Genomic DNA, 15,653 nt, shown 5'->3' with positions numbered 1-15,653 from the left:
ATACAAAAGTGAACTTCCCTTATGCAACGGTGATAGAAATGTTTGAAGCAAAGGTGATGGAAATACCGGATCATACTGCGATCACCTTTGACGGAGGTAGCTTATCCTATAAGGTACTGAATGAAGAGGCAAATAAATTCGCGGATTACCTGGCGGAAAAGTACGAAGTAGATAAGGGCGATCTGGTTGGTATGAAACTGGAACGTAGCCAATGGGTTCTCATCTCCATACTGGGCGTTCTGAAAGCAGGTGCGGCCTATCTTCCAATTGATACTGCATATCCGGAAGAGCGTATAAAGTACCTCATCAACGATGGAAATTGCAGGCTTGTAATAGATGAAGAAACAATACAACAATATCTACAGGGTGAATCAGCAGGGCGGGAATCCCGCCGGTTTTGTAACCCCGGGAACCTGGCCTATGTTATTTACACCTCTGGTTCCTCCGGACAACCCAAAGGGTGCGCTATTACACATGCCAGCCTGGCCAATTATATACAGTGGGCCAATAATTATTATTTCAAAGACAAGTGTCCGGCAAACTTTGGTCTGTTTACATCAACATCTTTCGACCTGACGGTGACCAGCATTTTCTGTTCAATTACCAGTGGTGCTACCCTACATATTTATGGTCATCAGGAAGAAATGCTGGAAATTTTTCAACATAGCTTTAGTAAAGCAAGCGGTATACGCAGTATCAAACTAACACCTGCCCATATCAATATTCTGAAGGAGCTGTCTATTAAGTCATCTTCCATGCAGTGCGCTATTATTGGAGGAGAAGAAGTGAAGCAGGAACATGTGAAAATACTTAGGAACATAAATCCAGACATCCGGATTTATAATGAGTATGGCCCTACAGAAACTACGGTAGGATGTGCTGTAAAGGAATTGGAGGAAGATACACCAATATTGATTGGGAAACCTGTGGCCAATACCCGGATGCTGATCCTTGATCATGAACTCAGGTTATGTGCGCCAGGTGTTTCCGGAGAAATATATATCGGTGGGGCAGGGCTGGCTCAGGGCTACCTGAACAAGCCTGATATCACAACAGAAAAATTTATTCCGGATCCTTACGCCCCGGGATCGCTTTTATATAGAACGGGAGATGTTGGTTGGTGGATGCCGGATGGAGATATCGGATTCCTGGGCCGTGCAGATGATCAGGTCAAGATCAGAGGCTACCGCGTAGAACCGGGAGAAGTGGAAAATCTGCTTCAGGCTCATATAGATATTGATATCGCGGTAGTAGTTGCCACCGGAAAGCCTGCCGATAAACATTTGGTGGCCTATATAACCAGCAAACAGCCCATCGATCCGGAGGTTATCAGGACTTATCTTTCCGGCCTGATCCCGGAATTTATGATACCGGCCCGCTTTGAACAAGTAGCAGCATTTCCGTTAACGCCCAACGGAAAAATCGACAGGAAAAGTCTTCAGGCAAGCCTGCAACCTGCACATACTACAGCAAATGTTTACCTGTCACCTGCCAATGAAACAGAGGAAAGATTGCTCCATATCTGGCAGGAGCTGTTGGGAAAAGAGACAATCAGCATGGAAGACAACTTTTTTGCCCTGGGAGGCCATAGTCTTAATGGCATGAAGCTGTTGGCCCAGATACACCGTGAATTTAACGTAATCATTAAAGTGAAGGATTTCTTCGATAAGGCTACCATCCGGGAAATCAGTAACGAGGTGATGAGAATTGAATGGCTGAAAAAGAAACACGAGGAACATATTGATAATCTAATTCCAGAGAAAAGCTTCACACTTTAGCACCATGATAACCGAATTAATTGACAGGCTAATGCAACTCAACATAGTTGTTGAGCTGGCGGAACAAGATAAACTCAGAATTCATGCTGATGTAAATAGCATTCCTCAGCAGCTGTTGCAGGAGATTAGAAGCCGGAAACCGGAATTGATAGCATATTTGAAGGAACGAGCTTCGAATCCGGATTTTGAGATCATTCCCCAGGTGCGGCAGCAGGATAGCTATGTATTGTCATCATCCCAGAAACGCTTGTGGGTGCTGGCACAGATGGATGGCGTTAATACCGCTTATAATATCACGAATGTATTTGTTTTTGATGGTGAACTTAATGTTAATGTCATAGCGGACGCATTTGATCGCGTAATTGAGCGGCATGAAATATTAAGAACCATTTTTAAAATGAATGAAGCGGGAGAAGGCCGACAATTCATACTTTCTCCGGAAGAGTCAGGATTTAGAATTATTTATAAAGACCTGAGTAATACGTCGGCTCCACATGATACTATCAGGCAAATCGTAGCACAGGAAAGTATTCACCTGTTTGATTTATCCACAGGACCGCTAATGCGTGCAGTGTTGTTAAAAACGGGTGATGGCAGATGGGTACTTGTTTATAGCGTGCATCACCTTATTAGTGATGGATGGTCCATGGATCTGCTGTTAAAGGAAATCCTGGAGCTATACAATACCGGCATTAAAGGTATTCCTGCTGCATTGCCGCCACTGCGTATACAATATAAAGATTACGCTGCCTGGCAACAGGCATTATTGAATAGCAGTGTCACAAACAGCCACCGATTGTACTGGAAAAACCAGCTCAAGAAAGAGCTGCCTGTTATCGCATTACCGGTAGATAACGTACGACCACCTTTAAGGACATATAGTGGCGGCCTTGTGAAGAGAGTGATAGCGCCTGCTGTAGTGGATGATTTGACGCAGCTATGTCAGGGACAGGGAGCAACTTTGTTTATGGGCTTCCTGGCGGCTATGAATATTATTCTGTATAAATATACCTCACAGGAAGATATCATCATTGGTACACCTATTGCTGGCAGAGATCATGCTGATCTGAAAGATCAGATCGGTTTTTATGTGAATACCCTCCCTTTACGTGTACGATTTAACCCTGGCAATAGTTTTACAGAATTGTTACAGCTGGTGAAAACAATTACATTGGAAGCGTATCAACATCAGGTTTATCCTTTTGATAAACTGGTGGAAGACCTGGAGCTGCAACGGGATATGAGCCGAAATACATTGTTTGATGTAATGCTGGCCTTTCAAAATACAGATGATCTGAAACCAGGAAGTAGATTAGATGACCTGCTTGTGAGCGGCTATGATCATGATGACCATGTCATCAGCAAATTTGACCTTACATTCAATATTGAACCTGCCGGGCGCGGTATGAAGTTGAGTGTGGAATATAATGGCGATATCTTTTTTAGAGAAACAATAGAACGATTATCTGATCATTTTTTACAGGTACTCGAAGGTATTGTCTCCATCCCATCACTGCCTGTTGCACAGTTAACCATATTAAACAAAAGGGAAGAGAAGCAACTATTGGTGGACTTTAACGCAACGGATGATTTTCAGGCCACCGCTGCCACCATCGTTACATTGTTTGAGAAAATGGTGGCTGATTGTCCGGATGCGACAGCTGTGATTTTTAACGGAAGGCATCTGAGCTATAAAGAACTGGATCAGCAGGCGAATAAATTGTCTGCTTATCTGTTGAAGCGTTATACAATACAACCGGATGACCTGATTGGCATATTACTTCCGCGCAGCGAATGGCTTATTATCACCATATGGGCTATTCTCAAGTCTGGTGCCGCGTACCTGCCAATAGATACAGCCTATCCGGCAGACAGGATTACTTATATACTGGATGACAGCAAATGCAAAGGAGTAATAGATGAACAGGACATTGCTGACTTCATCGATACAGCAAATAATTATGATATAGAAAGACCATTGGTAAGACCCCAGTCGAACCACCTGGCTTATGTGCTTTATACCTCAGGATCTACCGGAATGCCGAAGGGTTGCGAGATCACGCATGGCAGCCTGTCGCATTATGTGCAGTGGGCCCGTCATCATTACCTGGGCAATGGGCTGAAAGGTAATTTCGCATTATTTACTTCGTTGTCGTTCGACCTGACAGTCACCAGTATTTTCAGCCCGCTGATCAATGGATCTACCTTACATATTTACGGACAGGAACAACCGGTGACAGATATTCTGCGTGATAGCTTCGGGAAAGACAGCGGGATAGATTGTATGAAGCTGACCCCTTCACATGTACGTTTGCTGAAGGGATTATCGTTGGAATCTTCCCGTGTTTTGTGTGTAATTGTGGGCGGCGAAGCAGTGATGCCAGATGATGTGTCCACGCTGAAAGCGTTGAACCCGGAAATGAAGGTGTATAACGAGTATGGCCCTACGGAGGCTACTGTAGGCTGTGTGGTGAAAGAACTGGAGTTGAACACGGAGATATTGATAGGGCGGCCGATCGCTGGAGCAGAAATATGTATACTTGATAGTCAGCGGTCGCTGGTACCGGTGGGTGTTTATGGCGAAATATGTATTGGGGGTGCGGGGTTGGCAAGAGGATATCTGAACCGCAAAGAATTAACAGAAGAGAAATTTATTTCTCACCCTTACCGGGAGGGTGAACGTCTTTATTTAACAGGAGATACCGGCAGATGGCAGCCCAACGGGGAAATAGCATATGCCGGCCGGACGGACGAGCAGGTGAAGGTACGTGGCTACCGCATTGAAACAGCAGAAATAGAACATGCACTGTTAAAGGGAGGATTTACTTCAGCGGCAGTGGTCAAAGTATGGCCAGGTGAGGATGGAGAAAACGAACTGGTAGCCTACCTGGCAGGAGAGTCTCACGACATTCCGCAGCTACGCGCTTACCTGCTCACACAACTGCCGGGTTACATGATCCCGCATCAATTTATTTCGATACCGGAAATTCCATTGACGACTAACGGTAAAGCCGATCGTAAAGCCTTGCCTGCTCCGGGAGTGACTAATACGGTAGCCGGAAGTGAGTATATCGCTGCGCGCAATGAAGTAGAAGCACAGCTGATTGCTATCTATGAAGAAGTGCTGAGAAAGCAGGGGATTGGTGTGCAGGACGACTTCTTTATGCTGGGTGGTGATTCAATCAAATCGATACAGGTCGTATTCCGTCTCAGGCAGCGGGGTTTCATCCTCAGGATTCAGGATGTGATGCAGCATCCGGTGATCGCCGATTTGTCTCTCTGCGTCAGGACATTGGGTCGTGAGGCCAGCCAGGAGCTGGTCACCGGTCACATTCCACTCAGTCCTGTTCAACAATGGTTTTTTCAAACGGCCGTTGCAGCGCCGCATCATTATAATCAGTCGGTATTACTGGAAAGCAGGGAGCCTTTAGCAGTACCCGCGCTGAAAGCAGCGCTGGATAAGATATTACTTCACCATGATGCGCTGCGGATGGTATATCATTCCACTGCCACAGGCTGGCTGCAGGAGAACAAAGGTAGCGAACAGCCATACCTGCTGGAGATTATTGACTGGACAGATGATGTCTCTTTTGCCGCGTGTTGTGATCGTATTCAGCGCAGTGCAGACCTGGATAAGGGACCGCTGTTCCGGGTGGGGTTATTTCGTGGTACTGGGAAAGACCGGTTGTTACTGGTCGCTCATCACCTGGTGATAGACGCTGTGTCATGGCGTATTTTATTCGAGGATCTTACGGTACTATATGAACAGTACCAATCAGGCGATGGACTAAACCTTCCAGCTAAAACAGATAGTTTCCAATACTGGCAGCAACAGTTGGAGGAATATGCGAAGAGCAGTGTGTTGAAGTCAGAGCAGTCTTACTGGGATGCTATTGAAGGGGTAGCGGTAGCAGCATTACCGCTGGATAATATGGGGGGCAGTAATCAAATAAAAGATATTGACACCTGCGCTTTTGTGCTGGACAAGGATATGACGAGCCGTTTGCAGGTGAGCTGTTATAAAGCCTATGGCGCGGAGATGAATGATATCCTGTTGACCGCGCTGAGCCTTGCTGTACAGGAAGTGTTTGAAACAGATGATGTTATGGTGCGGCTGGAAGGTCATGGCAGAGAAGACATCGGCAACGAGGTAAATGTAACGCGTACTATTGGCTGGTTTACAACCATGTATCCTGTGGTCTTTAATATGCGGTACCACAAAGATCCGGTGCGTCAGCTGATTGCGGTGAAAGAAAAGTTGCACCGTATACCGTCAAAAGGAATTGGTTATGGGGTGTTGCGTTATATGACAGAACAGGGATATAAATTACAGCCACAGATTGGTTTTAACTATCTGGGTGATTTCGGGGCTGTGCTAAATAAAGAGCAAACCGTTTCAGCTTTTACTTTCTCAGGTGTTTACCGCGGTGTTGAAATACCTGCGGACATGGAGCGTGATCTGCTGCTGGATGTATCCGGCATGATAGCAGATGAAAGAATGAAGCTGTCTATTGATTATAGCCGGGAACAATTTAATCATGCTACTATAGACAGACTGGCAACTGCATTCAGACAACATCTCGAAGTGTTGACGGATAAATTGTCGGCAGCAACCGTAACAACGCTTACGCCGGTTGATCTTACCTATAAGGAACTGGAGGTAGAGCAGGTGATGGAACTGCAAAGGGAAACCATGCTGGAGGATGTATATACACTGAGTCCTTTCCAGGAAGGATTGTATTACCACTGGCTGGCCACTCCCGGTTCCCCTATGTATTTTGAACAGATGAGTTACCGGCTGAAGGGTAAGCTGGATATTGCGATATTAAAGCAAAGCTATTATACGCTTGTATCCCGTCATGCGGTGATGAGAACCTATTTTACGCAACGTTTTGGAGAGCGCCTGTTACAGGTGGTATCCCGATCAGTAAGCGAAGGGTTTTCCGTTCTGGAACCGGCAGGAGATGGTGAAAGCTTTGTGGAAGCATTCAGGGAGCAGGATCGCCTTCGGGGTTTTGATCTTCATAAAGGCTCACAGATGCGGTTGACGGTAATTGATATGGGAGAAGAGATGTATGAGTTTGTATGGAGCCATCACCATATCATCATGGATGGCTGGTGTGTGAGTATTTTGGTAAAAGAATTTTTCCAGATATACGAAGGGTTAAAAACCGGTGTGGCGCCGGAGCTGGGCAGAGTATATCCTTACTCCGGATATATAAAGTGGATAGAAAACCTGAGCCGGGAGAAGACCTTGGATTACTGGCGTAATTATTTGTCGGGGTATGATACGCTCAGTACACTGCCGAAGACGCCATTTCTCCATCCCGAAGAAGGAAATCAACACCAGCTTTTGATTTTGGATGGCAGCAGAAGGGAAGCTATCCGGAAATTGTGTACCACGATAGGAATTACGGAGAGCGCCTTTGTGCAGGTGGTTTGGGGAATTTTATTAAGCAAGTATAACGATACAGATGATGTGGTATTTGGTACGGTTGTTTCAGGGCGTCCGGCGCACCTGGAAGGAATGGAAGAAATGATTGGTTTGTTCAGCAATGCGATACCGGTACGTATACGTCCTGAAAAGGCGTCCGGCATCCGGACTTTACTCAAAGAAGTACAGCAGATGTGGATTGACGGTTCCGATCATCACTATATGCAGTTGGCGGAAATACAGGCTGCCAGCAGCCTGGGAAGGAATCTGATGGATCATATGCTGGTATTTGAAAACTTTCCGGTAGTAGAGTCGATAGGTCAGAATGTGGATAGCCTCAAGGGTTTGTCTGTATTATCAGGTGGTGCGTTTGGACGAACCAACTATGATCTTATGTTAACGATTTCTTCCCACCTGAATATTGAAATTAAGTTCGATTACAACACCACGATATACGATAGCAACCAGATAGATCGAATGAAATCTCATTTGATGGCGATTGTAGATAGTATGCTTGAAAACCCCGAAGCAACAGTAGGGACACTCGATTATATCGGGAAAGAGGAGCAGCAGTTATTATTAAAAACGTTTAACAATACTACTGTAAGGTATCCTGCAGAAAGTACGCTGGTAAGTCTTTTCCGCGATCAGGCCATTCGCATTCCGGATGCCGCATCTGTTATATTTATGGATAAGCAGCTCAGTTACCGGGAGTTGGATGAGCAATCCGATCGGCTGGCAGGTTATCTGCAACAACAGTATGCACTGAAACCTGGCGATCGTATTGGGATGATGCTGAACCGGTCGGAAAAAATGATTATCACCATCCTGGGTATCCTGAAGGCAGGTTGCTGCTTTGTACCGATTGATCCGGAGTATCCGCAGGCAAGGAAATCTTTCCTTATCAGCGATGCCGCTGTACCCGTGTTGATTACCGAAACGGATCATATCTTCAACCTGGATTATTACGGTGGCGCGATTATCGCCATCGACCTGCAACTGGACACCATGGCCCAGCCTCTGGTTGGCAGCTTACCGCTGGTCAGCGCAAACCAGGCGGCCTATGTAATTTATACCTCCGGTTCTACCGGTACGCCCAAAGGTGTTGTTATCGAACATCATGCAATTGTGAATACGATTCTTTCGCAGCAGGTTGCTTTCGATATACAGGATAATGAAAGAGGATTGCAATTTGCTTCTCCTTCCTTTGACGCATCTGTATCTGAGATTTTTATTATCATCCTGACGGGTGGCGCCCTGTATATTATTGATGAAGACAGTAAGCGGAATCCTGCACTGTTGGAAGCTTATATCACTGATAATGCCATTAACATCGCTACCATTCCACCTGCTTATCTGAAACTGTTGAATTTACCTGGTATTGCCGGTCTCCGTAAGCTGATTACCGCCGGAGAGGCAGCTATCAAAGGTGATGCGCTGGCATTCCTGGAATATGGTACTTATTTTAACGCCTATGGTCCGGCGGAATCCAGCATATGCGCTACGGTATTCCGCGTGGAAAAAGGTGACGAAATTCCATACAATAGTGTTCCTATAGGAAAACCGATTGCGAACACGCAGTTATATATTCTGGGAAGGGATCGTGCATTGATGCCCATAGGTGTATATGGAGAAATTTGTATTGGAGGAGCAGGTTTGGCACAAGGTTATTTAAACCGGGAGGAGCTGACAGCAGAACGGTTTATTCCGCATCCTTTTGATGAAGGGCAGCGTTTATACCGGACCGGTGATGTAGGGCGCTGGTTGCCAGATGGCAACATTGAATTCAGTGGCCGCCTGGATGCACAGGTGAAGATCCGTGGTTACCGGATAGAAACGGGTGAAATAGAACATGTGCTGCAAGGGCATGATAGTGTGACTGGCGCAGTGGTGTTGCTTTGGCAGGGTAAAGAAGGACCGCCTGAACTGGTGGCCTATATTGCCGGAGGTGCTCATGATGAGCAGGCTATCCGTGCTTATCTGGGGGCGCATTTACCCGTGTATATGATCCCGCATCATTTTATTTCCCTGCCGGAATTCCCGGTAACGGTGAATGGAAAAACAGACAGGAAGGCACTGCCCTCTCCTGAAGATATGGCCCGGCCGGCAAATGTTATCTACGCAGCGGGCCGTAATGAAACAGAGTTACAGCTGATTGCTGTATTCAGCGAGGTGCTTAAAAAAGAGGGTATCGGCATTTATGACGATTTCTTTATGCTGGGAGGAGATTCTATCAAGTCTATCCAGATTGTAGCCCGCCTGAAACAACGAGGTTATTCGCTGAACATCCAGGATGTAATGCAACATCCGGTTATTGCGGAGTTGTCGGGCTGTGTGAAAGCCCTTACCCGTCAGGCCTCACAGGATATCATTACCGGTGAGATTTCTCTGAGTCCGATACAACAATGGTTCTTCGAATCCTCCGGATCTGCGCTGCATCATTATAATCAGTCTGTATTGCTGGAAAGCAGCGGTCGGTTATCCGTGCCAGGGTTGAAAGCGGCACTGGACCGCATCCTGTTGCATCATGATGCCTTAAGGATGGTTTACCGGCATACAGCAGCAGGATGGGTGCAGGAAAACAGGGGTAGCCAGCAGGGCTATATACTGGAAGTGCATGAGTGGACAAATGATGCTGACTTTGCGGCCGATTGCAACCGGCTTCAATCCGGAGTGAGCCTTGAAGAAGGCCCGCTGTTCCGGGTAGCATTGTTCCAGGGAGGAGCTAAAGACCGGTTGTTGCTGATAGCTCATCACCTGGTGATAGATGGGGTATCATGGCGTATTATATTCGAGGATCTATCTTCGCTTTATCAGCAATATATCAGTGGGGTTAATGCAGATCTGCCTCAGAAAACAGATGCTTTCCATTACTGGCAACAACAGCTGGAGGAATTTGCAGTGAGTGAAACGCTGCAGGCAGAAGAAGCTTACTGGTCTGCGATTGCATCCAGGCAGGTAAAGGGGCTTCCGGTAGACCATGTGACTGGTAGCAACCAGGTAAAGGATATTGCTTCCTGTTCCTTTGTACTATCTACGGATACGACTACACGCTTGTTAACCCGCTGTTATAAAACCTATAGCACAGAGATCAACGATATTCTCCTGACTGCCCTGAGCCTGGCGGTGCATGAGGTTTTTGCAGCCACGGAGGTGGCGGTGCGCATGGAAGGGCATGGTCGGGAACAGATTGGGGGCGATGTGGATGTGACCCGTACGGTAGGGTGGTTTACCACTATCTATCCGGTGATATTCGATATGCAATATCATGCAGACCCGGTTCGTCAACTGATTTCAGTCAAGGAAGTACTGCATCGTGTACCCGGGAAGGGGATTGGTTATGGAGTACTACGTTATATGGGGGGCCGGCCATATACGCTTGAACCGGAGATTACTTTCAATTACCTGGGGGACTTCGGATCAGGTGTAGACGCGGCTGATGGTACCTCGTTGTTTACTTTTTCGGGTGACTATCACGGAGAAGAAACGCCCGTTGACAGAGAGCGGGGTGTGTTGCTGGAGGTAAGCGGTATGGTGGTAGAAGGATGTTTACAGATGTCTGTCAGGTACAGTGAGCAGCAATATACTGCCGATACGATGAACAGGTTGCTGAAAAGCTACCGTGATCATCTCGACCTGCTGATCAATCAGCTGTCTGTCGACAGACCAAACATTCCATTAAGTCAGGATACATCAACTACGGCAGTCTCCGGGGGGACATTGATAGACGCGTCCTATAATCAGCTCTTCTTCTTCTCCGAATGGACGGTAAAGGTGGAGGTAGTAGTTTCATGCTACGAAACGCCTACCCTTGATATACCTGCTTTCCACGAGGCGATGATAAAGCTTACAGAGCGTCATGAAATACTCAGGACAGGGTTTCTTCCCATCAACGGAAAAATTAAACAATGGATTGTGCCAGCAGAAGACCTGCATTATCAATTGCCGGATGTTATAAAACTGACGGATGATCGTGAAAAAGATGATATTATTGATAAAGCACATTATCAAAAATTTGATTTACGCAAGCCGCCGCTTTTTGGGGTGCAATTATACCAGCTAACTACAGGTAGCTTCCTGGTAGTGATTACACTGCATCATGTTATCACAGATGGATATTCCGACGGTATTTTGCTGAAAGAACTTAGCTCATTATACGAGCAGGCGTTGAAGAAAGAAGTGATGGCATTGCCGCCATTGACTTTACAATACCAGGATTTTACCAGGTGGCAGAAGCGCTTTGTTGATTCGGCAGAAGGATACCGGCAACGGAATTACTGGATGAAAAAGCTGGCAGGGTTTAATCCGGATCTGAGGCTATCACCGTCGCTGATGAATACCGGGACACGGGCAACAACAGGGGTGGATATCCGCACCACACTAACTGTGGAAGGGCAGCTGTATGATGATATCGGTAAGTTCGCGGCAAAGAATAACCTCACACGTGCCGGCATCATGATGGGAGCACTTACTTTATTACTCCGGCAGCTTACCGGGCAGGAGGATGTAACTTTTGTTACACCGCTTTCTTCAAGGAATTCCAATCATTTCAAGGAGCTGGATATCACCACGCTGATAGGCTATTTTGTAAACGTAATATTTGTCAGGACGTTTGTAGACATGAACAGGTCACTCATTGACCATGTCCGTAATGTGCAGCAGCAGTTCCTGGAAGATCTGAATAATAGTTTATATCCTTTCAGAAAGCTGATAGACGAACTGCCGGACGTAACGCCTTCTGCTTCCTTTATCAATCCGCATGTATTCTTTAATTACCATAACTACGAGTATCTGAAAGATCAGGATGCCAGGATAGATAAGTCAGAGTTGAACGACACGGAAGATACGGTGGAAATGCAGTCTACATTCGGCATTAATATTAACGAGTTCAGAAACTGCTCAAGGGTACAGCTGATCTTTGATCCGGCTGTATTTGATCCGGCGCTGCGTAAAGAAGTCAAAGCGATGTTCCATTCCTTTCTTTGTGATATCGTATATGACCAACACCAGCCACTCAGAAGCATCAAGCGAAAGATGGTTATCAAGGGTATCTAAAATTATTAATCATATTAATAAGCTGTTATGAAAGAAGAGTTGTATTACCTCAAACCGAATGTTGTATTTGAGCCACTCATAGGAAGATGGTATGCCTGGTCTCATCTGATATCTCCGGCCACGGCGGCCATGAATGTGGTGGGCAGACATCTGAAGATTATGAATTCCTATATACAGGCTCCGCAGATACATGCTGCTGCAGTACTTAATCCCAAAATGCTGGGAGGACCGTTTATGGATTATGGAACACCCAAAGTAGAGGAGATCAGGAAGTTAAAAGAAGAAACGATAACCAGTCAGTCATCATTGATCAGGATGGCAGAGGCGATTAAGGAATTGAATGCTATCCTTGAAAAAGAGGCCAGCGGATTTTCCCTGGAAAGCCTTTATGAGAAAGTGCCGGAGATATTGAGAGGCTATGTGGAATTGAATTATGATCTGAATAACAGGCCATCTTTCCGCTTCTTTGAACCATTGCTGTACAAGAGTGAGTTTTATAATAAAAAATCGCAGAGCGTGGCGTTGTGGGTCACGGAAAATGACGAGCGCCCGTTTTGTTTAAGTACCCCCCGCCTTGATAGCCCGGAAATACTGCACCTGAATATTTCTTTCGATCATCCGGGAATAGATGTACTAAGTAAGATGAAAAGAACCCCTGGCTCCATAAATGAGATAGCGGCGTTGCTTGGCGTGCAGGAGGCTGACAGGGCGCTGTTTGATTCTTTTTTCACGAAACAGACGTATCCCGCTTATAGTAAATATGAAGGTCTCGCTGTACGAATGCGCTATTTCGGGCATGCCTGCATTTTGATTGAAACGCAGGGCATCAGTATTTTAGTAGATCCTCTGATCAGCTATTACGGTTATGAATCCAGTGTTTCTCACTTTTCTGACGTGGATATCCCGGATGAAATTGACTATGTATTGATAACGCACAATCATCAGGATCATATTTTATTTGAAACGTTACTGTCTTTACGATATAGAATAAAAAATATCATCGTACCAAGAACTACTGCAGGAGCCTTGCAAGATCCCAACTTGAAGCTGGTATTCAATGAAGCAGGATTTAAGAATGTCATTGAAATCGATGATATGGAAGCTATCCGGTTTAAGGATTGTGTGATCACAGGTGTACCTTTTACCGGTGAACATAGTGACCTGAACATACAGGCCAAAACCTGTTATCATGTTGCGGTCAACGATTTCACTTTCCTGTTCGTTGCCGACTCCAGGGTGTTGGAAGCGAGGCTGTACGAGCATATTCACCGGATGATAGGAGATGCGGATGTCATTTTTCTGGGTATGGAATGTGATGGGGCCCCGCTTTCCTGGTTATATGGTCCGTTGATGCCGGAGGAGCTGCCTCGCGACAAAGATCAGTCAAGGCGCTTGTCCGGATCTGATTTTAAGAAAGGTATTCACCTGGTGAACACCTTCCATCCCAAAGAGGTGTATGTGTATGCGATGGGCATGGAGCCCTGGCTGGAGTTTATTAGTACGGTAAGGTATACGGCTGCATCTAATCCCATTGTACAATCCAACCTGTTAATAGAGGAATGCAAAAAAAGGGATATAATGGCAGAGCGGTTATACGGAGAGAAAGAAATTTTGTATCAATATAGCCAGGAGCCTGCATTGCAGGAAGCATTGAAAGGGTAATATTATATAGTCACCAGACGTGGATCTTTTAAACAAAAGAATGAAAAAGTTACTTGAAATAGTTTTGCCTTTAATCGGCAAAATGCGGCTTATCAAATATGTCATTTGTGGGATACTTTCCGGATTGTTCAACTTTTTGTTTATCAACTTCATTACGAAAGTGATCTCCAGATTGATTACCGGTGACTTTGGGGAGTCCCGTACCAGCTACGTTGCCATATTTGCTGGCGTCATTATCGTGTATGTCCTGATCAGAAGGACCTTGTCACTGGGAATTATAAAACTGGCCCAGTCAGTTTTCTGGAAGTTGCGTAAGGACATATTTACGCAGGCACTCAAAGCCGGTTATCAGCAGATCATTCAACGAAAATCAGAAATTCAGACAGCGATTTTGGGAGATGTCCAGGTACTTACGGATGCATCACTCAATATTATTGGATTCTTTTCTGCCTTCATTCTGGCTATTTCCTGCTTTGTGTACCTGTCATCCATTTCGCTGATTCTCTTTCTGATTACACTGGCTGTAGCAGGGATCGGTATTACAGGATATCATTTTAGCTCGAAGAAGAATATCAAACAGTTCAACAGGTCAAGGGAGCTGGAAAACAAGTTTGAGCAGAATGTAAATTCAATTCTTTACGGGTTTAAGGAAATATTTGTAGAGCCGGAGAAAGGCAATGATATATACCATCAGAATGTGATTCCTGTTGCCCAGGAGTCATACGATAGCAATATGAAAGCTTTCTCTGGTTATATCAATAATCAGATGACGGGTCAGGTACTTTTTTATATCCTGATAGCCTCGGTATTGCTTTTTTTTAGCCTGATCCTGAAAATAAATCCTGCTGATATAGTAAGTTTTGTATTTACGCTGTTTTACCTGCTGGGGGCGCTGGAAACAATTATGGTACTTCTGCCGGGTATTGCCCGTGCGGGCGTTGCGGCCAGGCATCTTACTGCGCTCAAACACGATCTGGAAAATGTGGAACAACGTGCACCTGATAATTTAGGCATCTTCAGCAAAGAGGAGTTCAACACGATTGAAATCAGGAACCTTGAGTTTCGTTACGGCGGCCATAACCGGTTTTTTGCGCTTGGACCTATTAACCTGGAAGTATGCAAGGGGGATATCATTTTTATTTACGGCAGTAACGGCAGTGGGAAATCTACACTTATCAACGCGCTGCTGGGGTTATATCCGCATTCTGCTGGAGAAGTATTGTTGAACAGAACAATCGTGGAAGCGTCCTGCCACGCATCTTACCGGGGATTATTCTGTGTTGTATTCAGCGACTTTTATTTATTCAGTGAACTGTATGGTATTAATAATTTTAATCTGGAGAGATGGGCATATTATCTGAAATTATTTGAATTAGAGGGGAAAGTAACGCTGACAGGCAGAAAGTTGTCTACTACAGACCTTTCCACCGGACAGCGGAAACGGCTGGCACTCATTGTTGCATTAATGGAGGAGAAGCCAATTCTTGTGATGGATGAGTGGGCGGCAGACCAGGATCCTTATTTTAGAAAGAAATTTTATATCGAAATTATTCCCATCCTGAAGAAAGAAGGTTACACCGTTATTGCCATTACACACGATGATAAATATTACGACTGTGCCGATAAATTATTCAGGATGGATTATGGAAAGTTATGGCCGGAAACGGTAACGGAACATTCTCTGGGCCGATGATTTTTGGAGTACGGGTCTTTTTATTATTTCC

General features: G+C 45.4%; 4 protein-coding genes. All 4 read left to right on the top strand.

Annotation, left to right across the window (positions count from 1 at the left end):
• Nucleotides 1-8: 8 nt before the first annotated feature.
• The 4 genes from QFZ51_RS21000 to QFZ51_RS20985 are packed head-to-tail and all read left to right on the top strand — an operon-like array spanning nucleotide 9 to nucleotide 15,622.
• Complete coding sequence (locus tag QFZ51_RS21000; protein WP_429048579.1) at nucleotides 9-1,778, top strand: non-ribosomal peptide synthetase; 1,770 nt, start codon at nucleotides 9-11, stop codon at nucleotides 1,776-1,778.
• 4 nt (nucleotides 1,779-1,782) lie between these two features.
• A complete protein-coding gene (locus QFZ51_RS20995) occupies nucleotides 1,783-12,267 on the top strand; it encodes an amino acid adenylation domain-containing protein (RefSeq protein ID WP_429048578.1) in 10,485 nt (3,494 codons plus the stop codon).
• Between the two features lie 27 nt (nucleotides 12,268-12,294).
• Nucleotides 12,295-13,929: an MBL fold metallo-hydrolase gene (locus QFZ51_RS20990; protein WP_429048576.1), complete on the top strand. Its 1,635-nt coding sequence runs from the start codon at nucleotides 12,295-12,297 to the stop codon at nucleotides 13,927-13,929.
• A 40-nt stretch (nucleotides 13,930-13,969) separates the two neighbouring features.
• Nucleotides 13,970-15,622 carry a cyclic peptide export ABC transporter gene (locus tag QFZ51_RS20985; protein WP_429048575.1) on the top strand — a complete coding sequence of 551 codons (1,653 nt, stop codon included), beginning with the start codon at nucleotides 13,970-13,972 and terminating at the stop codon, nucleotides 15,620-15,622.
• The last annotated feature ends 31 nt before the right edge of the window (nucleotides 15,623-15,653 follow it).

The sequence above is a fragment of the Chitinophaga sp. W3I9 genome (assembly GCF_050434025.1).
Lineage (GTDB): Bacteria > Bacteroidota > Bacteroidia > Chitinophagales > Chitinophagaceae > Chitinophaga.
This window is presented reverse-complemented; position numbering and strand designations above follow the sequence as displayed.

Coding starts and splice junctions, on each gene's coding strand:
- QFZ51_RS20990 (WP_429048576.1), top strand. CDS start 12,295: ATGAAAGAAGAGTTGTATTACCTCAAACCGAATGTTGTATTTGAGCCA.
- QFZ51_RS20995 (WP_429048578.1), top strand. CDS start 1,783: ATGATAACCGAATTAATTGACAGGCTAATGCAACTCAACATAGTTGTT.
- QFZ51_RS20985 (WP_429048575.1), top strand. CDS start 13,970: ATGAAAAAGTTACTTGAAATAGTTTTGCCTTTAATCGGCAAAATGCGG.